Raw genomic sequence first — 23,307 nt, 5'->3', positions numbered from 1 at the left:
TGCAGGGCTGCCAATCAGATGGTCAAAGCCAGGGCCACCTTCCAGCACACTGCCGGTCAATTCACCTTCTATTAATGATGCTGCGGCAAACAACTTGTCATCGCCGTGCTCTCCGTATAACTGACTGCCTCCGTACTGAGCATGTGCCTCATCATTACCCGCTCCTGCCTGAATACGACCAGAGGTGAAAGGCGAACCATAAATGATATCGTCGTAGGGGGATGCTATTACGTTTTCTATATTTCGCAGTTCAACAACGACGGTTCTGCTTTCATCGTGCTCATCACATATAGATTCCGGTGCTGTACAGAAAGTCCCCCTGAGACGATACCTGACTGCACCATAACTTTCCGGAGACTGGCAGAGACTCTCTTCTCCAGTACTAACCTCGGTTCCCAACCTGATCAACAGGCCTTTTAACTCCAGTCCACCTGAAGCACTGAACTCATCACGACGGAAATTACTGAAGTCTATGGTGTCGCTATCAGGCCCACCATCTACATGAGCCGGGCCATTGGCATAGTCCGTAACAAGTCCAAATTCAAAGTGGTCGTCTTCACGGTAGCCATAAAAAACATCACGACCACCATTACCTTTGAAATAGTTCGGTAAGTCACTGCCATGCACTTCATCGTCTTTTGGAGTGCCGACAAAATGAGTAAAGCCGATTGCCTGAATAATAGTATCAATACCACGAAGCTCGGCATCCCCCTGATGCATTTGCAGGAACACACCATCATTGCTACCCGAACCGGCCAGATCGAGCTGAGAAAAGTCGAGGGTATTACTACCACTGGGTGACGTTATCGTATAATTGCCAACCTTCAGAATCTGAACCGTATCATTGCCGCTGCCAGTATCCAGGCTGATGGTGCCGCCATTAAGAATGAAAACATTGTTTTTATTTGAGCCTGCAATACTGGCTGTCACAGGCGGTAGAATGACACTGTTGATGCCATCAAGGCGGTCGTACCAAACTTTAAAATTGTTTTCATTGGCTTCTGTATTGACACGATCTGCTCGCCAGCTCTGTTTTACACAGCCATAAACAGCATCCAGGCCCAGAGAATGACCATTCTCGCAGTTACCAGACAGATCAATATCCAGTTGTTCAAGTGTGTAGGTATAACGGAAACCATCAGTGAACTGGGTAAAACTGTTCAGACCGGAATAATCTACAGTAATATGAGCTCCCTCTTTACCATAGACTCTGTTTGCATAACGGCTTCTGGGGCCACCGGGTCCTGCAATGATTCTGGTTTGACCTCTGCCAGGGTACATACTGTCACCACCATGGCCAGGGGAAAAAACATTGTTTTCATCATTCCCTTTGATGGTGTCATCACCCCATCCCGTCTGAATACCTTCAATGCTTTCATAGATTGAATGCTCGGGGTTATCAGACGACAAATCTACGTTAATTCCCTGAGAGTTGATGTCAACATCTTCTGCTGCCAGTAAACGAGAGTCATCAAGCTCCTGTCGGTAACCAAGGTTGGCGACCGGAGAAGGATCTTTATGCCAGTAAACTTGAGTGTTATAAACCAGACCTTCAACTATGTCGTTAAAATCAGCGCCTTCAATATTGAGTTCTGAAAGAGACCATTCACGTTTTTTCTGAGCGCGCTGCTGATAGGGAACCGAAGGGCTTTTAAGAACCTCGTTTTCAAGATCAGTGCCAACTGGCAGCCTTACAAATCGTTGCTCCGTATACTGTTCATGATTCTCCGTATACATTTGATAGGCTGCATCCAGCACATGCTCTTTTGCTGGTGGAATGGCCGTATTTATATCCTGAAATCCACCATTGTTTTCATCCAATACCCACGGGACATAGGGCTGCACATCATCAAAGTAAATCAGGTAGCGATTATAAGTCTGGCTATTGACCGTAACTCTGAGATGGCAGACAAGAGTTTGATCCCGGTAAATACCATCCAGATCAGGATTAATAATGACACTCTGCCTTGTCAGGTTGATATCAAATATTTTTCTTAGCGACGGGTATCTGGGGTCTTTGCGAGTATTAACACTGATCTGCGGTTTTCGATCAGCAATCATCCAGTCAAATTGTGGGCTGCCAATATAGTGTTTCTGACCTGAACCATAAATAAAAGTCATTGGAGCGGATCCGGCTATTGCAATATCCCGCCCGCCTAGCCCATCAAAAGTGACAGGGTAATCACTGCCAAAAAACAGGTCATTACTATCTGTGGCCTGGATAGTTTCAGCATTGATAATGTACGGCGCAGTGGTTAAATTCGCCTGTTCAGCCAGATTCTCGGGTATTACTACGTCTTCGGGAAGACTTAGAGACCAGGGCGATGTCAGTGAATTCAGATCAATATCAGCCACGGCTCTGAGGTCAATATAGATACTGTTTTTTCGGTTATAATATGTGACTGTGTCCTGTTTTCCTGCCCCCATATCAATGTAGTCATGGCCACCAAGGGGCATGGCGGTATCATTATTATCACCACCAAAGAAAAACTCACTGTCTCGGCTGCCCAGCATGGTGCAGTTCTCACTGCTCAGACAGTAATACTGGTTACGCCCCCTTCCGCCAGACAGCTGTCTGGTATGACTGTCTGCTTTCAGAACACTGGCATAGTTGCCATCATGAATATTCTCAATACCACTGACAAACCCAGAGGTTCTCAGGGCATCCAGTACATGGGTATAGAAATAGGCAACATGGTTCTGCTCTTTTTTTGCTGCATCAGCCAGATCAGCAAAATCAAAAACGAACATGGTTAGCCTGCCGCGATCTTCAAAGACTAACTTTGAAGGTGATCCTGTCACCACACCCTCCTGATCAACTTCCTGTGGCGCTGTCAATGCATAAAGGTGTCCCTGCCAGTGTTCTGAATCCCTGAAACCATCACAAAAAGGAAAGTATCGAAAGATATCATCAGTACCTGACAGATAGTGCCCTTTCAGGGTTCTATAAGTGATTCTGTCCCTCAGGGTGTAAAATGCCGGGTCATCACAGGAGTAACGGCCTGATGGTGTATGCATATTACAGTTTGTACGGTCATTACCTCCTCCCGCAAAGGTATGATGGTAACAATTGCGTTGCCAGAAACTATTGCTCGGAAACAACCGTCGACCTATGGCCAGACTGACCCGACCCAATGACAGTTTTTTATACTCGACCCTGTTGTCATACATTCTGGTCAGTGTATTAAAATCATGATCGGTTACTGCCGAGAATTTCTGCTCGTAGGGAACCACATCATGGAGATCCATATATTCCTGAATCTGATTCAGATAATACGTGTTGCCCAGGTTATTCTTCTGAATTCCACTCTGTGGAGCAATGAAAAAACCGACGGGCGACTGAGGTATAAACCGGCCAACAGTGCGATGCTGGTAACGCAAGTGACCTTCCCAGGCATGCGTCCAGAAATGCCGCTGGCCACTGCCGAAGTTATACCGGTTTTCATCATAAGGCTGGAATTGATAGCTTCCATCACTTTGGCGAGACAGCAACTCTACGTTAAAAATACGGGTAAGCAGGCTGTTAGCCGGTGTCTGACCATTAACACTGAGATAACCATTTGCGGGGTCAGACATATGACTAAACAGCAGACTTTCGATACGGTTACGGGATAAGTCCACTTCAAAAAATGGCAGGTCACTGGGAGTAATCGTATAGGTATAGGTTCTACTGCGATCCATAAACAGCTGGTTTATGGAAGGCATTAGCAGTGTATCTTCGTGATCACCACCTCTTACATAAGCTGGTCCGGTGCCTGGATCAAGGGTGTCGTCCTCTGTTCCTCCATCCAGAACATCCGCATCCAGACCACCTGAGAGGTGATCGTCGTCCTCATTACCTTCAAGAACATCAACACCCAGCTCTCCAAACAGTTCATCCTTACCACGGCCACCTATTGCATTGTCATTACCAGCTCCCAAAAATGCCTTGTCATCACCAGCGAGAAGATCAATGACATTAGCCGCATCGCCAAGGAATCTAAAGAAATCATCGCGATCGGTTCCTGAATCGGTCGTATCAAGGTTGGTATAATCCAATAACGCCTTGCCTTTAAAACCATTCAGTTCCTTGACGACTCGATAGGTCAGGTGGCTGGCCTTGAGATTATCGTTGTAATAGTTTTCAACACCCAGCTGTTCGGCATCCGTCCGATAATCCAGTTCGCTGTAGCCTTTTTCCTCCCACTCCTGGGCTATCTGATCAATACGTTCCTGAAAAGCTTCTGACTGAACTATGGACAGAAAATTTTGCTCTGCATTGGGTGGTGGAGTGAATGCAGCGATTAAGGTGTTGACAAGACCCAGTACCGTTGAGATGACATCAACGACAAAACTGATAGCCTGAGTAATACCGAGCGGGATAAGATCAAGAACAAAACTAATGCCATCAAGGATCAATGTCAGAGAGTCGATGACTATCTGAACCGCATAAGAAGCAACCTGCGCGGTATTGGCAGTAGCAATTGCCCCTTGAATAGCTCTTGCCGACGAAGCCAGAGAGAAAACATTGGCTGCCATGCCAATAGCACTGCCCGCGCCGCTGATAAAGCGCAGAAACATTTTGGTTTGTTTGGCTCCAAGGTTGGCCGCTTTCAAGCCTCTGCCAATCAATCCACCCACTTCATCACTGTTTTTAACAAACAACTTGCCGCCCACACTACTGACGGTCTGTATCAAGCCAAGGCTGGATCCGGCAATACCAAGCGAGGCTCCCCCATAGCCAAAGACTTTGGTTTCAGTATCAAGGTAGGCGTCAAATTTGGAGAGATTATTGATAGCAACAATGCTTTGAGCAAAGCCAAGTGCGGCCTGAACCCCACCAAAAGCCATCTGAAAGCCTTTTACTTCAGAGGTATCAGCAAATGCATTGATCCTTTTTACCGATTCATTATTATCCCATTGCACCATCTTGTTCCTGACCATGCTAAACAGCGTCGGAGATGATGAATCAACATCAATAATATTCTGCCTGCTTGTGTCAAAACGTTGTGTATCACCGGATAGCTGGTAGTCTGCAAGCAGTGTCGTAAAGTCCTGGTTTTTGAATAACTCACTTTCAATGTTGTCGACATAATCACCAAAGCCATCGACTTCAGCCAACCTTTCCAGACTGGCTCTGATAGCTTGCTCCGGATAGACAATATCGGAATTTGAACTTAGCTGCTCCAGCGTGCTTTTCAGCAGTGCCTTTTGGAACTCTGGCAAACTGGCAATATCAGGAACATCAACAGAGGGTGTTCTCGATGACAAGAATTCACCGGCAATCTGGTCAAGGCTGTTTACATCTGCCAGTCGGGCAGTATTGTTACGTTCTTGTTGTTGCAGCTCAGTCAGACTATCCAACAGACTGCCATCGGTAAGGAAGTGATCTATTTCATCATTGACCTCATCCAGTATCACATCAGGTGTAGGACGATCTTCCGGCCTTGAACGCTTCTTCATTTTACTTCTGAATCTTCGCTCAAGTTTTAGACGATCAGGCGCAGGTAAAGAACTTGATTCAAGACCGGACAGTTGTTGCCTGATGTAATCGCGATTTTTATCCAGCGACGTTCCGGATTCCAGTAACTCCGGCCGCTGCAGTTGCACCAGAACGTCTGCAATAGAATGTCTGATCTCTCCGGCCAGCTGATGTCGCCCGAGTTTTTCAAATCGATCAGACAGGTCTCGCAGTTGCAGTACCCGATCGATGGTTTCTCCTACTTGAAACCGTCCATCCAACGCCCTGACATTTCTTCCTTCAGCATCCCATTGCAGGGACACCAGGCTGGAGCCCCTGCTACAACTTCCCGCAGCACGCCGACACCGAGCAGTACCAAGCAATTCTGTGGCAAGTACTTCCAGTGCCTGCCCTCTGTTATTGGCATCAACCTGTTGCTGATCGAGATCTCCAACCCCCAGTACGATCTGATTCTGATCCTTGAGGGTATAAGAGGAATCAATGGTCAGGTCGGGGCGCAGCTCAACATGAACCTGTCTATCCGCTATCTGTATGTCCAGATTAGCCTGTTGGCCATCACTACTGACAAGTTGACCTAGCTCCAGTCTTTGCTGTTCTGTCAGAGCTGTACCGGCTGCCAGCTGATCGAGCAGTGCAGGTAGTTTTCTTTGCAGTAAAACATCAGCAAATTGTCGTTTGCTGTTGCGAATAACCGCTGTTTGATAAGCATCAAGTCCGGCATCAATGACTCTGGTTTCATCCAGAAAGAGTCGGGTAATTTCGTTGTTGAATTCGGGAGAGCTACCCGCTAACACACGCTCCATATTCTGTTTCTGTTGCGCAAGGGTCTCCGGATTAACGGATTCCATGGCATGCAGGACATTCTGGCCCCAGGCTTTCCTGGTTTCTGGTGAACTGTCAGGAGTTCGCTTGCCCTGACTTAAACCGATAATTTCACGATAAGGCTTACCATCAATACTTTCACCATCAAACCCTTTGGAGTGGTCGGCATTTAACGGATGTGCATGCTCTCGCACCTCAAGCACCAGATACTTTTTATCACCGGAAGCATCAGTGTATGGCTCTCTGCGTGACCTTGGTGCGACAACACCTAAATCTCCATATCGGCTGTCATCCAGGTTGCCATTCTTACTGTTGGCAGGAATAATGAAAGGGCTGCCTTCCTGCACTCTTAAGTTCAGCGTGTTTTCGAATGTTCCTATCACTCTGCCTGGCAAGCGTTTCAGTTTCAGACCGCTGCTGTAGTCGGCACCAAAATTTTCCTGGTATATATTCCGAACCGAACTGATGATTTCTCTGCCAAACGAGGTGATTCCGGAACCGTCTCGATAAGCTTTTATCTGCTCAATGGCCCCCTGGCTCATAAACGAAGCAACAGCATCCGATGCCCCTGCTCTGAACAGCGAAGGCACGCGAGTTTTTGCTGCTTTATTATCAGGAAACTGTGCGTGCAATACCTCCTGATACACAACCATCGTCATTAATGAGGACAGTTCCGGGCTGTAATCGCCTGAGATTTGTCGTGCCAGCTTTTGTCCCTGAACCTGAGCATCCCTGAACAGTTTTTTCTGTACCGGATCTGAGGAGACCAAATCCGCAATACCCGAAAAACTGTCTCCGATGGCATCAAAATCAACCGCTATATTTAGCTGCCTGAAGATGGAACTATCTTTGTTTGCGGCCAGAAATGAGCCATCACGGGCTTCCGGCTTCACAATAGAAAGCCTGAATTCCGGATAATTTACTTCATTCAACCGGTACGCTTTTCCGGCCTCACCTAACTCGGCATCGATCTTGTTATTAAAAGTGTCCGTCAGAAATTGCAGTGTTGGTCCCTGTCCGGAATCAGGGATATTCTCTCTCAGGGTATCCTTGAGCAACTGTCGTGCCCGGCTGAACAATGAATCCTGATCACTACTGCCATAATAGCGTTCCGCTTCCTGTGGCCCGTAAACAACTTCAAGCAGATGCTCTTTTTTCTTGCCAACACCAGCCGCAGAATCAGTGGTTAATTCCAGCCTCGGCAGACCATGATCTGTTGCTTCACTGTACGCCAGTTTTGCGTAGCCACTGCCTGTGTATTCGCCGTTGCCCGAACCGTCGCTTATTCGATAGGCAACAAACTCCTCTTCAATACCCACTCTTCCGGGTTCGGCATCTATGGTTACCCTGTTATTAACAGTACCATCGGCCTCAATAGGGGAAATTCCGAACGCTGTTCTGGCCCAGTTTTCTTCAATGAAACGATTTTCAAGTGCTGCAAGGTCTCCGTTGTAAGTGCCCCCAGCCTGATCGGAGGCAATATTGAGCTGCGTCAGTAAGTCAAGACTTCGATGACGATAATCCGCTTCGGAAATAGCCCTGCTGGCCCACTGCTCTTCCGTGAAACCAAAGCCGGGGTTAACATGCAAAACACTTAAACTACCAGTGTCTGATGCTGCCCCCCTGTTCCAGGCAGACGGCAGCACACTTGCACCTGGATTATCTTCCAGATTAATAATGACTCGAACATTCTCGGGGATGGGCTGATCTGCAGCACGGGTCTCAATCAGATTTGCATCAACCAGTTCGCTGATTGAATTCGGTGTCTGAACAACGCTCTGTTTCTTAATCTGTTGATTGACGACATCACCGTTCGATGTCTCAAAATAATCAGAGAGATGGTAAGCCATCTGTTCCAGCTTGGTGTCCAGGTTGGGCTGGTTTTCAGCGAATTCAGGCGTGATAAAGAAAGCAATTTCAGGATGCTCGGGATGAATAAGTAATCGTGCATCCGCCTGTATCTCAGGTTTACTGGCCTCTACAGAGACATCTGCAGCTTTACCGATTTCCGTTGCTGAGGCTTCCTGAACCAGTAGCAGACGGCTATTGTCAGGACTGTCCTGCGGATTTGAGTCCACCTCAACAAGGAGCTGATATCTACCAGCTCCTTCATCCTGAAGCTGGTAGATATCGTGCAAATCTGCTTCGGGGTTATCCAGGTCGTCTGGCGTAATTTCGGGCAGTAAGACTCCATCCGTTAGCGGCCGTGCTTCATAAACCCCTTCGTATTCATCGTCCAGAGCCTGAAAAACGGTACCATCATCCTTGCGGCGCAGAAGTGTCAATTCAGAGTCGTCAAACTCAAGGGTAATATCAACAGGTTCACCCAGTGGAGGGTTATCTCCAAGTACATCAACAGGGTTACCGCTGGTTACCGGCCTGATAATATCGCCGTCATCTCCGGATGTCTGATAATAATATGTGTCTTCATGCTTGAAGAAGAAAAATTCGTCAACGTCACCGGCATCAAGGTTAAAGTTTTGTGACTCAGCCTGTGCGACAGCATCTGCCAAAGGAATATCAGCGGCCAGATCATCATCAATAATCAGGCTGTTACGCTGTGAGCAGCCGGGCGTACCTCTACGACAACGTTCAGTTAATCTGGGTCTGAACACTATGGCATCAGTATCATCCTGCCCGTTTCTGTAGAGACTGAAACCTGAATCTTCAGCATTATCAGGCAATCGATCAGTAATCCCCAGAACCCGTCCTGCTTCCCCTCCGGGATTCTGAAGCTGTACGACAGTAGACAGCTCTATATTGGCTGGTACCTGTACATCCAGAGCGTGTCGCCCAAAGACAAAACCTTCAACCCGGTCATCAACACTGATCGCCCTGCCCAGGGTTCTGACATCGTCCAGAGAATCACTGGCCCTGCCAATATTGGCTGACAATGCTGTCAGTCGTCTTTTGAGTTGTGACTGATCTTCAGGCAGGGAATCCCTGAGTGTGCGTATAGCCTCCCTCGGCAGGTCAGCCAGAAACTGCCTGCGGGTAGTTTCTGGCTGATCACGAACCATCTCAAGAAGGGTCGTGGTAAAATCAATAGCTACAGGATCACCGGGATTGTCTGACAGCCAGCGATTAGCACGGCTGATTGCCTGTTCTAAGTCACTACTCCCTACCCCCTGCCAGAAATTCAGAGCGTTCCTGAGGTCGCTGGTATTATTGCCACTGCGTATCATCAGGTCATGACGTGCCTGACCCAGCATCGCATGATAGAAGGTATCGGTACTGTCAGGGAGACCAACAAGACTGTAGTTTTCTGAAAGACCAATCTGACGGCTTTGTTCAACTCTAAGGCTGAGCTCATTAATACCAAACCGGTTTTGAGCGAAACTTCTTGCCAGCGGCGCATCTGTTTTATCAAAACTGGCTATTAATGCCGCTCCGTATAGTTCGGTAACTTTTCGGCTGACAGTGTTAGCAGGCAGGACATGACGGTCGTGTACACCCAGCTCTAACCGAACAGGCTCACTGGAATCACTGCCTTCAGGGAAAATTACTCGGCTTTCATGAAGATCCAGTTCTCCATTCAGCGTTATTTCAATACGGTGTCCGGGTTGACCATCAACCCCGGCTTCCTGAAACTGTCGCTGCAACAGTGTTGCCTGACCCTTGATTTCCCCACGACTGGCCAGCGAACTGATAAAATCAAGATCCGTCTGAACCAGGGCCGCCCTTTCTACCCCCTGCTGAAGTGCATTCTGATAACTGGTCAGATCAATGGTCAGGCGCAGTTCAGGCAGCTGAGAACTGTCTGCCTCATTGTTGCGGCTGTAATAGAGTTCAAACGATGGATTCGCAGAAGTGTCGTCAACCGACACCTTGCTGTAGCCAGGACCATTATCTGAATACAGCAGGTCGTTCCTGAGACCTAATACCAGTTGTGAACGGGCATCTCTGGTGACCCGGGGGCGGTTGTCATTCTCGATGGCTCTGTTCTGCAAAGCCAGCAGGCTGGTTATTTCCTGTTGATCCTGCTCAGGTAGAAGCCCCATGGGTCGGCCAGCCAGCAGCTCCTGAACTCGACGATTATTAAGAGCCTCGGCAAAGTCACGATTGGCACGTTGTTTAGCAGGACTGTCCAGAGCGGCACCATCACCCGTTTGTGCAATAAACGAACGACTCAGATTTTCTGCCTGTTGGCGGTCAAGACTGGCAATTCTCTGTGCCAACTCTGCCCTGATAACAGGGTTGTCTGCTTCAAGAGCCCTTTGTACATTATTAACCCAGACCCCTGTTAAATCTGAGTGACTGCCTCCAGGCAAATCAGTTCCCTGAATCAGGCTTAATCTGCCAGTTTCTCCTGCCTCATTTGTCGGACGGAACAAAATTTCATTAAAGACATTGTATCGACGACGCACTTCAAGAATGACAAAAGAGGTGTCACCACTGGCATCGGTATAGACAGGCCTTCTTGACAGACTGTTAACGGAGCCAGTATCAACAACCTGTCGTGAATTACCATGCAGCGTTGCAGTGTTTGAATCGGGTGTTTTTCCGACCAGAAAACGAGAGTCTTCAACCCCAGGGTTGATCACTCTACTGTATCGCTCATTCAGTGTGACTTTGAGGGTGTCGGAAACTCTGATGTCTGTACGCGACAGATTTAGTTTATCCGTTGCCGCCTTACCGAATACAGACTGTGTTGCAGTGTCCAGTGACTGCCTGAACTGCGCTTTAAATCCGGTGTCTGGTGTGTCAAAACTGTTATCAACGTAGGTTTTAAGAGCCCTGATATCACTTTCTGGTAAAATAGAAGCAACAGCATCAGCCGCACCCGCCCTGAACAGGCTGTCCAGTTTTGTTTTATCCGCTGAGCCATCGGGTGACTGGCCATGCATCAACTCCTGAAAGACCATCATGGTCATCAGAGATTTCAGCTCCGGGCTTGATGATGCAGAGACCGTTTCCGCCAGCCGTGTACCTTCAAGTTGTGCCTGACGGAATAAGGCTCTTTGCTCACTCCTGTAACCCGCTAGAAGGTCCAGACCAGAGAAAACATCACCAATTGAACGATAATCAATGGCAACATTGGTCTGTATTCCCCGCTCGTTTCGATTAAGACCAGGAATGGATGATGCTAGCCTGTAATCCGGATATTCAACATCCGTCAAACGATAGGCATCACCAGCAGAGCCCATTTCATCTCTGAGTCTGTCGTTAAACTGCTCAACGATGGTCTGAACACGAACCCCCTCCTCTTCATCATTGGGAATCGAGTACAACACTTCAACCAGAAGGTCTCTGGCTCGATAAAAATCAGGCTTCTGCTCGCCACTCTGTTTAAACTCCGAGCCGTCCTGATAGCCATAGACAATTTCCAACCGGGTCTGCTTGACGAAACCTTCATCAATAGTCAGTTTGATTCTCGGGTTATCGTCATCTCCTTGTCTACTGCCTGCTAGATCCAGGCGGCCATTGTAGCGGCTGTTACCATCAGTATCCTTGATCTTGAAACCGTAAAATTCTTCCTCAAAGCCAACAGTACCCGGTTGTACTCGTTGTTCAGGCAGCGTTGTTTCCGAGACATCCAGTTCAGGTAAATCCAACTGCTTTCTAAGATTGTTTTCCAGTTCATGGAGGTTATCAGCTGTTCTCTCGGTATACCGACCGACAACCTGCTCTGCTCCCTGAATAACCTGACGGAAAAGATCCGTTGAACGGGAAAGGTAAGGTGTGAAATGTTCGTAACTGGCAGATTCTCCGCCAAAAGTGGGATCAACCCTGATGATACTAAGGCTGCCTCCACCATTATTCTTGCTGTCCGTTTCACTCCAGGCGACTGGTAAACGGCCTGATGGCTCTGTGTCCGGAGTTTCCAGGACAATCAACAGCCTTGCATTGTCTTCAATGGCGGGGTTGGAAGGGTCTGAAGAATGTATCAAGCCTCTTTCGGCCATATCATTAATCGTATCAGGTTTTTCTGCGGGATTATGCTGCAGTAATTCTCTGGCTCGTTTACCAAAATCAGTACTGAATTCAGCAGAAAGTGCGGTACTCAGATCCCTGATACGTGTTTCAAAATCCGGTACCTGCTGCTGATACTCGGGAGACACATAAAACTTGATCTCGGGGAAATCCCGATTCTGATAAATGCGCCCTGCGGGTGCAGGATCCGTTGCCTTAACCGCAACATCAGACACCTTGCCAAGGTCATCTAATGACAACTCGGCGGATGCCAGAAGAAGACGCTGGTCAGGTGTTTCCTGCCCATCTGCAGAACGAACTTCAACAGCCAGTGTTTCACTGCCATCACTGTTTTCCAGCGTCAGTACATTTTGCCTGATGGCACTTTCTTCGACAGAAGATAACAGCTCATTATTATCTAATGGCCACCCCGTATGCGTCTCTCCACTTTCATTAGATTCAAGTGCCTCAAATATCTGGTTAGTACTTTTATCAAGCAGTACCAATGCAGACTTATCACTTGTCTGGGCAATATAGGGTTCAGCATTCCCAACCCCCTGGGGTTGAGTTCCGGTTATGGCTTCGACAATACTTGCCTTGACGGTTTCTTCCCGAAGAACAGAAACGCCCGATTCCTCATCCCTGACTTCAACCTGATAACTCTCCAGTCGTCGTTGTTGAACATCTCCGTTTTCAAGCGTCTCTATCAGATAGAGGTCATCTCCGCGACGCACAAATTCATACTGTTCTACCTGGTCATCGGCCAGAGTGGTAAGCCGACTTCTGGCTTCATTAACCTCATCAGTCAGAGAGTCACTGTCATCAGAGTTTTTCAGAGTGACGCTGTCATTGTCATCACAACTGTTTGTACCCCTTCGACACCGAGCTGAACGCAGACGAGGACGAAAGGCCAGTTCAGCGTTATCACCATCACTGCCACGAATGATCTGAAAGCCAGTGTCTGAAAATGCATCATCCGCTTCCACCACCATGACTGTACGTTCAGGCCGTTGGCCACGTCTTGGTCGCCTTATTACCTGACTGGGCTGTTGCCCCTCTGGCAGATTTGCATTTATTTCTGCGGGATTAAAAACAATATGCGGAGTATCGGTTCGATCTGAAACAACACGGCCAACTCCATCTGCGGCCTCTTGGGATCGACCATCAAGACTGATTTGAGCACTGAGTTTTGATAGCTGCAGTTCAAGTCCCGAGTCACTGTTACCTGTTTCACTGCGCAGTTTTCTGACCAGTTCCTGAGGTAACTGAGCACGGAATGAACGACGCTGTTCAGGTGACGGGAGATCACGGCTGGTATTAACCAAAGCAGTCGCCAGGAGAGCTGCACTCGGGTCGTCAGGATGCTCTGCCAACCAGGTATTAGCACGTTCATAGGCTTGTCTTGCCTGTTCCGTGTCTTGCTGCCGCCAGAAGGTGATTACATTAGCCAGATCAGAATCGCTACCAGAAGCTATCTCGAAGTCATGTCGACTTTCACGTGCCAGAGCATGATAAAGTGTATCTGTTGTCTCTGGCAGTCGAACCTGGTTCAACCCCTCATCAAGTCCTATTCGGTTGCCTAGTTCTAACGGGGAGTTGGTGATACCAAAACTTTCCTGAACACTTATATTCGCTCCATCAACAGATGAAAGTGCAGAAAGACTGGCCGTACCGTATAGTTCACTGAGCTTGCTATCGAGAACGGATGGGGCATAGTCTGGTAAATCCTGAGTACCAACAATGATGCGTACTACAGAGTCAGCTTCATCGTTACTATCCGGCAGCTCTAATCTACTCTGTTCAAACCTCAGCCCTGCCTGAAGACTTATTTCAATATTGCGGGAACTTGCTGGCATACCATCAGAAGTCTGGCGACTCAGCTGTTGTTCGAGCTTGTTTTTATTGTTTGCTATCACACCCTCTGACAGTAACCAGCCAAAATAATCCAGATCCCCTTCAATAAAATTGGCACGGCTAAGGTTATTAGCAGCCTGCTGCTGATAGGACTCAAAATCCAGTTTTATTACGGTATCAGGAAGCGCTCCATTATTGTTCTCACCGGCAGCAACGAAGCTGCCATCTTCAGTCTGGTAGTAATAACTGCCCTCAGGATTGAATGAAAGGTCATCCCTGCGCCCGAGGGTTACACCACTTTGTCCTGCATCATGGACATCGATACTCCTGAAACTTCTTTCTGCATCAAGAGTGACATGAATTTTTCGGTTATCAGAAAGGGTGATATCCAGTGCGTCAGTATCAGGTAGATGATCCAGTAGCTGATTCAGCCGTATACTGGCATCCATATCCGGTGAAGCACCATTCAGAGTTATTTCTACTATTTCTGCCAGCCTTGTTTTAACAAGTGCCTCAGTAACTGGCTGCAATACCCGTTGATAGCTATCTACATCGAACGTCTTTCGTGGGTTTGGCTGATTTCCATCAGCCAGCTCATCAAATGAGGCCTGTAGAGCTCTTTCCAGGTTATCTCGCTGTGTGGCGTCCAGCTTCTCTATCTGTGCCGACATTGCGTTATTCAGGAAAGTTTTCAGTTCGCCATCTGCGTCACTGTATGACTCTGTAAACTGATCAATAAATTCAAAGCTGGCTGCGGAATCGTTCGCCACTAGCGCAGGGTTTTGTAGGATCTGCAGGGAGGCTTCTATTCCGGCATCTCGGAAATTGGCATAAGCCCCTTCTCTTAAATGCTGGCCAGAACTGCGAACCTCTGCAACAACATAATAATGCCCATTATTTTCCAGGACAGGTGCTCTTGAGGGAGCATTGATAGCATTTAGCTCATAAAGAAATCGCCCGGTTTCTGGTACGCTAACCACATTGGCTGCTGTATTTTGCAACGCTATTCTGCCGTTTCTGGCACGTTCAGCAAGCAGGTCTCCAAATAATGACTGGTTTCTTACTGCCAATTTCTGACCGTCCACAGACCACCCAGAGACATCCGGGCCATAGACCTTTTGGCCAATTGTATCGACAGCTGTTTCTACCCTGCTGCCAAACTCCTCAAACCCTATAGTGTCGATAGCTGCTTTCAAATCAGCAGCAAGAGGATCATCAATGATGCTGGCAATGACATCAGCCGTTCCTATTCTCAGCTGCATTTCAGCTTTTTCTTTTTTTAGCTTGAAATTGGGATCGGTAGCGTCCAGCGCAGCCTTAAACAGATATTCTGTCATCAAGGATGTAAGTACAGGGGATTGCATCGACACTAATGATTTTGCCAACTTGCTTCCTTCAAGTTGAGCGTATCTGAGAAGTTGCTTCTGGAAAGAGCTGCCACTGTCCGAAAACAGCCGATCTATTCCTGATAACGGGTTGCCGACTGCTTCAAAGTCAAACTGAACATTGGTTTGTATCGAACCACTCAGTCCAATTTCATCCGCTCGATTGATTACTGTTGCTTGTTTGTGTTGTTCAACCGTATGCAGTTTGTATTTTTCAAATTCATCGACCCCCAGTTTTGTTTCCAGTTGGTTATTATATTTTGTAACCAGATCATCTACTGTCTCGGTCGTTCCTCCCTTAACGCCATCCAGTACTTCGTCAAACGTACTGATGGCTGTGTAATAGGCTGACTGCTCCGAATATTGTTCTCTTGCCATAGGAGCCGTGACCACTTCAAGAATATGGTGGCCGTCATACCCGTCTACGGTGATATCAAGCAGTGGAAAGCCCAGCTCAGTGGGAGTGGTTGCCGCAACTCTTGCTCTCAGTGGTGCATCAATCTCAACATTGCGGGTCTCAATTTCAAAACCGACTCTACCTGGTGCACCATCTGTTTGAACAAACTTATCGTCAAGAGCCAGTGCAGGAAGGCCAATTTGATCCCTGATAGAATTTTCAACTTTGAAAACATCAACACCTGCCCCCCCGTCTTCAACAAGGTTTGATGCATATACCAGTTTTGCCAGTATGTCTGTTATTTCGGAATTTAGTTGCCTTGGCTCCAGATTGGCATAACGCTCACCATTCAGATACACCAGAGCCGGACTTCCAGATGCACTGTTTGTTGCTTTAACAACAGGGCTACCAGCTACCTCCGCATTGTGTAAAACCACCAGTGTTCGTGCAGTATCCGGAATGTTCAGATTGTTTTCAGGCTGGGTAGAAGCCGTTGAAAAATCCAGCAACCCTTTTGAAAACAGATCAGCAACGGTGCCTAATCGCCCATCGACACCGGGAGATTCCAGTGCACTCAACATTTCAGGACCCTGAGTTGTACGCTCAACTAATCCATCGAGTAAAGTGCCAATATTATTCACAGTGGACGCAGCACCATCTGGGTTAGCAGACTGGTACTCAGGCGTGACATAAATAGCAATACGAGGGACTCCGCCCTCAACACCGTAGGATTCCGGAGCCAATATGAACAAACGCCCGATCTGTTGAGGTTCACGGGGATTGATGTGATCAGCAGCAGATTGCACCAGTTTCTGAGTGGCTGGAATATCTCTTACAGTGTCACTGTCGTTCAGCGTAACAGCAGCTTCATCGCCACTATTTACCGCAATGGCAAAATCGTAACCATTGGTGTCCAGAATATCCTGACGAGTATTACCTGTTACCTGCTGGTTTCGCTGGTAAAGCTGGGCAGGCGCAGAGTCTGTTGCAGCTAGTTGCTGCAGGCGATAACCCTCTGATGTGTTTTCAATGACCTGAGATAACTGATGATTAGCTGTGTCTTCAAGAACCTCATAGGGGATGTCATAAATAACGGTTTGTTCGGCTTCGGGTGTTGCATCCAGAACACCGTAATCGTGGTCATCGGGCGTAACCGTCAAAGTTCGACGGGCGCTCTCAGGTCTGCTGTCCCGGTAGTCCGGGTCAACCCCCTGTGTTACAGAGTCGACTTCCAGAACAGCGTAGGCATCAGTCTGCCCGGCAATCGGCCCCTGATTATAAAAGAGTTGCTCACCCTGCTGAATAAACTGATGTTGTCGTTGACGTTCAATAACGGTGGTCTGGTCAGACAGGTAGCCATCACTGCCTATCGTCCGTAATACTCGCTCTCCATCCTCACCAACCGTACCGAGTAACTCCTTATGGGGCTGGCCGACTTCGCTGACAATCGTGGTCAGTCGTGCACCGTCATCATTAAACGTAAAATCCTGAACATCTCCCAATTCACTGCTAATGCCGTCCAACGCAGAATGTACTGAGCCGGTCAATACTTCCCTGACTTTATAGAGCTGACTGCCTTCAGCAGGTGCTTCAACGACCTGATAGAGCCTATCGTTTTCAACAATAAATGACTGCTGGGTACTTTCTGATGGAAGCGCAAAATCAAGCGGATAGCCGTCAGGATCAACTTCAACGGTCGCTACCGAATCATGCAGGTCATTGTAGAGTTGAAACAGCCTGCCATCCTTATCCTCAACCACCGGAATAAAGACAGTTTCATCATTGGGAACCAGTCGTCTTTGAGGTCCAAGCGCCTGCTCATTACGTGCAACCCCGTCCCGAATACTTTGACTGTAAACTTCCCGGACTTCATACCGTATAAAATCCGGACGAAGCTCCGCGCCATCAGGCACAAAAGCGACCCGCTCATGGGTATCCGGATGCCGGGCTTCAACAACGACGTACAGTTTGTCATCCTGAATAAAGAACTGATGGGATTTTTTCTGGTCTGCCACAGCAGTCTGATCATTCGAACTGTCTCCCACCAGTTCTGCCAGGTGCGGTGTCAGTTGTTCGTCCAGTCCCAATCTTCTGACGACATAGTAATTATCCTGCTGGCTATCCGTAACAATAAGGTAACGGTGATCCGGATCATCAGGGCTTGAGAGCAACTGATAGGCGGTTTTATCAATATCTTCAGGATTGAATACAAAACGACTTTGCCCGTCTGCATCCCTGATCACCATCTCAAGCTTAAGGCCGGTCGGTGCATCTGAAACTTCGGAAGGGTCATAAACAAAATGCGCATCGTTATTGCCATCAAAGACGACTTCGGCGATGCCATCGTTGCCCCTGACTGACCTCTGGTCGGCCTCGAAGCGGCGCTGCATGGAACTGAACTCGCCGGTCAGTTCGCTATCCACACCGTTCAAACCACTCTGAAGCAGACGGAGATTCTCTTCTCCTACTGCTGACCGGAATTGTCTTTGTGCCTCCCAGCCCTGAAGACTGTCATGATGGCGAACCAGTGCGCCAGCCAGTTCAGAAACATCGGCATCCGGGTTCGCCCTCACATAGTCAAAAGATTGTTTCAACGATGCTGACAGTGCATCGGATGTCCGTTCAGTTTGATATTGAAGAAACGTATCAAAATCAGCCCCATTACCCGGCAGCTGGTCAAAATCACCGGCACTGCCTCTGACCAGTTCACTGTACAAAACTGGTGGCTGTTGCTCCTGCGCGACACGTTGCAGACTTTCACTGAGCCGATACTGCTCAGTACTGATAAGAGACTCATCCAGAGACCAGGTTTCGAGGGCATTTTGTCTTATTAACTGAGAGCGATCTGATGAATCATTTGGCAGGCTTTTGGCTAGAGCGACCCCGTACAAATCATTCATCACTGATGCCATGACACGATCCGGTGTCGCACCATCAACATCGTTCATGCCAAGGTGAATAACCGCAGGTTCACCAGAACTGATAGCATCTACACGACTTTCATTCAGATTTAGTTCAGGGTGAACCCGTACGACAACACGGCCATCCGTAGCAGCACCGGCACCGTCACCGCCATAAGTACGTCCCAGGTAGTACAACAGGTTTTCATTAAAACGGTTGTCGCCTCGGAAAGTGTTTACAACACGATTAAGGTGGGCCTGTAAGTCATACTGATTACCACCATCCGCGAGATAAGCCCGATAGTCATTTAAATCAAGTTCTATACGGGTGTTCTGAAGTGGCCGTGCGGAGTATTCAGTTTCTGGTGTTACAGCAACCCTGACTCGGTTTGATTCGGTGCCCAGAACCGTATAACCATCACCAAACTGCCTATAAACAATACCATCACCGGTCCTGACACGAGGCGCCTCATCATCGGGTATGCTGGCCGGGCTGCTAAGAACTCGACCAGCGTCTTCAGAAGCCTGATGAATAAGCAGTCTGGACACTTCCGGATCATAGTGACCGCTGAGTACAACCTGCTTGCCATTAAGTCCTTTGCGTAAACCGGGGTTGTTAACTCTGGTGGGATCGTCCAGATAGTTATAATTTTTATTGGTGTATGTCAGGTAGTTTTCTGCCTGATCATAATATCGTATAACCTTGTCCGCCTGATTCAGCGTCTCTGTCTGAAAAACACGACCCTGATCATCGATAAACAGAATATGGTTATCCGTTTCAAGATAGTCAGGGTTATCCTGCTCACTGCCATGATGAACCAATACGGGTTTACCCAGCTCTGCCGCTTCCTGATTCAGTTTGTTAATCAAATCCCGCTGATAACTGTTGGTTCTGCCCAATACAGGATCAAACTGTGATCGTTCGCTCTGCCCTAGTCCGGCGCGCACCCTGTCAATGGCTGACTGCCATTTTTGTCTGACCAGACTGCTGTAATCGAGAACACCTCTGCCTGTGCTCAACTGTGTGTCAAAACTTCTTGCCTGAGCGACTACATCAGCAAAACGATAGGTATTGATATCTTTGGTCTTCTTGAACAGACCGAAAAGATCCGCATCTGCTGTAAGGATCTTTGCAACCGGCTGCCCGGAACTGTTATCAATGTCAGCCATGACCAATAAAGGTCGGTACGACTGTAACTCACTGTTCTGTGAGCTGTATTGACGACTTTTGTACTCCACAGACCAGAGGTTATCGTCGCCGCGAACCAGACGATACTCGAACTGGGCATACTTGAACTGGTCGGGCTCTGGTCCGGTAGGTATCTTTGCCAGTGCTGTGGCGGTGATCATGCTTTCTGTTTCAGAAAAAATTCTGAGTTTGCCGTTATCCACCCGTCGGCCGATCGTTTCTCTGCTCAGCCTTAAAGGCACAGCATCAACACTGTCAGTTTGAATAGCTGCCTGGTTGGCCGTGTTGGCCAGAGATACATCGGACGGTTTACCTATGATTTTTGAAAGTTCTGCATCAAATGGAATCAGCCCTGCCTGAATGCCCCAGTCAGAAGACTTACCCTTCACAGACAAGCCTTTGGTGGCTAATTCAATACCTGGCCCAAGACCATGTGCGAGTACTTCACCGGCATCCTGATTCACCGGCCTGACCGCAATCAAGGCACCTTCCTGCTGGGCAAGCCGACTCCAGGCTTGAACGACATCAGCCGGAACCCCCGAACGGGTAATAGCCTCTTCCGAAGTCAGTAGCTTCCCAGCCAGCTGTTCCGGTGCAATATCACCCACATCCTGTCTTGAAGGCACCGGACCACAACTGTCTCCGGCACCGCGGCGGCAACGAATATCTACGCCAGAGTCAAGCAGTTCCGTATCGTCCCGAGCCGTGTATACATCCAGCAACCTTCCTGTTTGATAGTCATAAACACTGGTGGCCTGATGGTCACTGATCACCTGCTGGTAGCCTGTACCTTCGCCCTCACCCTCTACGACGATATAAGAATCAAAACCAGTGAAAGGTTCTGACGTATCCGCTTCCTGTGCATTCAGGTGTAAAAACTGATGACGGAATATTCTGGCCTGAAGTGCTGTCAGTGTGTTGACCTGACGGGTTTGGCTGGCAAAACGTAAAGCTCTTAAATCCACTTCCGGATAAGGCGCTGTTTCTGTCAGAGTCTGAATCTGGTCGTGGGCATTATGAATATCATGAAATGCCTGCTCTGAGGACTCAGAAACAGGAAGTTGTAATACCTTGGCAGCGAACGTTTCTGCATAGAAATCAATTTTATTATTTATGGCCAGTGGCGACACTGCGTTTTCAGCATCCCTTACTGGAGGAATTGAAAGAATAAAACGTTGTCGAATATTCGGTATTTTGCAGTCGTACCCGGTATCCAGATGACCAGATTGCCCTGGCAGTGCAAGAAACTGGCTGGCTGTGAACTCCTGCCAGTACTCACCCGGATTGACGGCCTCATTGACCACTTGCCCCAAGAGGTGCAGCAATAAGCCCTTGCCACGCTGAAGAATTCTACCATTGCGGCCCATTCCGTTCGCTGGCATCCGGCTTTCTATAGAGTCTTCATGGAAAAGCGGTTCATCTACCCTTAGAAAGCGATCACTCAATAAGAAAGTTGGTACACCGCTGTCGGATATAAAAACAGTATCCTTTAGCCCAGTCCGTGGAGAGAGATATAACTCAAAAGTTTTACTGATATTCTCTGGCAACAATCCTGATTGAGAAGCACTGTAGAAACTTTCATGAACCGCTTCTCTGGCAAGTTCAATAGCGGCTGGCGATAGATAAGAACTTTCATTTAAATTCTCAGGAATCAGATCAAATGCCAGTGTCAGATCAAACTCTCCGACCAACAACTGTTCTCTTAAAAAGCCATCAGCATCCGGTGAAAGTCCCTGCTGCTCAAGGGTATCAAAATAGAGATTATGTAGAGAAGTATTGTCTGCAGGAAGTCCTGCCAGTTGCGCAGCCACGGATGACTGAACGGTATTCTGCTGTAATAGCTCAGCCAGTTCATGGCTTGATGAAATATCTGCGTTCGCTAGCAAAGGTCGACGATAGTTATTCCTGCTATCCGCATTTCCCAGTTTCTGCTGTGCCCACGCCCCCATAATAAGATCAGAAACTTCATTATCTCCCTGTAATGTTTCTGGCCTGTACTGGGCAAATGCCAGCTTTTGCAGGGGTTGCTCTCGTCTCCATAACCCGTTAAGCAAAATCAGCTGATTTCTGGCCAGTTGTTCAAGCCCTGACCACTGATCCAGACCGTAGTCTTCCAGAAGCTGATAATCACTGGTTATATTTTCAAGCAGATCTGCAAGCTGTTCTCCATCAGCCGCTGCTGCTACTGCGCTTTCGAGAATCAAGCCATTCAGTTCAACCACACTAAACTCACCGGGAACGGTAAGGATGTCACCCAGTGGTTGAAAAATAACATCAGGCTGACTGCTTAATACTGATGTCAGTTCATTAATGTCCTGATCACTGAATGCTTCCGAATCCCCGGAATGGTCACCTTCTGAATGAAACCCAAGCACCCTGGCCAGCAAATTCAACGGTCTAAGGCTGTCTGTTTTGCTGACGACAAGATCAGTGACGGGCTGATCAGTATGTCCTGAAGCAGAGGCTTCACCAGTGCTACCCTCATTGCTGTCACTGGAGTTAATTGCAGGTTGTGCATTCTGGTTTGAGAATGAACGATTTATAGGTAGAAAAGAAAGGTCAGTAAGGAACACTCCTCCAGCTTCAGACAGAATGTTATAACCTGCCAGTTTTGCTGCTGCCTGCTGGTTTCCTCGCAATACCAGTTCTCTGGCATAAATGTTTTTTAAAAGCGGTTGTTGTTGCCAAAGTTCATCCAGATCGCGAAACTCAACGGTATCTTCCAACTCAGCGGTTAACGAAGATACCTGTCCGTCGTATTCATTGATTGCAGCAGAAACCCTGTCAGGCTCTATTGCGTAATTATCTGAAAGCAATTCGTCTAATGCTTCTGTCAGGCTTTTGCCAGCCTGAATATTTGAATGAATGACATCCCAACTATCCGATTGTTCCAACAAGAAATGTTCTGCCAGTGCTGATGGCTCTGCTTGCTCTTCCAGTGCCAGAGTATTCGATGTCAGTATTTGTTGTAACAAAGAGGAGAGGGGAAAAGCCTGATCCTTCCAGATAAAAAATTCATAATCTGGGTTAATGGAGATCCACAGTCTGAGCGCTGTAAGCTCTTCGACCTTAAGACTGGAGTGCAGTACCAGATGAACCTTTTTCGTTATTGTTTCAAGGTTCTCTACAAGGAATAAATCAATATCAGAGATACTATCGGAGAAATATTTCTTACGATCAGGGAAAAGATGACAAAATGTATCGACGTGTTCTTTTAAATCAAGAACAAGCTTGTATTTTTCTCTTTGGCTAAACTTTGAGTTTATGAATACTTGTTCATGTTCGATTATTTTATTGATCAGGATTTGCTGCTTTTCATAGCTGTTCAGAACTTTATTAACGATTTCTGATAGACCGAAGCCTATAGAGTTAGATCTGGATAACAT

The 23,307-nt window shown here is 47.7% G+C and carries 1 protein-coding gene (running past one end of the window); it reads right to left on the bottom strand.

Features of this window, described 5'->3' with window-relative positions; translation table 11 throughout:
* A protein-coding gene (locus tag EOPP23_RS14155) for an anthrax toxin-like adenylyl cyclase domain-containing protein (protein ID WP_153766663.1) crosses the window boundary here: on the bottom strand, positions 1 to 23,307 show its 5' portion. The gene continues 7,731 nt to the left of window position 1, outside the view; 23,307 of the gene's 31,038 nt are visible here — the first part of the coding sequence; it begins with the start codon at positions 23,305 to 23,307; the stop codon falls past the left edge of the window.

The organism is Endozoicomonas sp. OPT23, assembly GCF_009653635.1.
GTDB lineage: Bacteria > Pseudomonadota > Gammaproteobacteria > Pseudomonadales > Endozoicomonadaceae > Endozoicomonas_A.
Note: the sequence above shows the minus strand (reverse complement) of the source record. Positions and strands in the feature narration are given on the sequence as shown.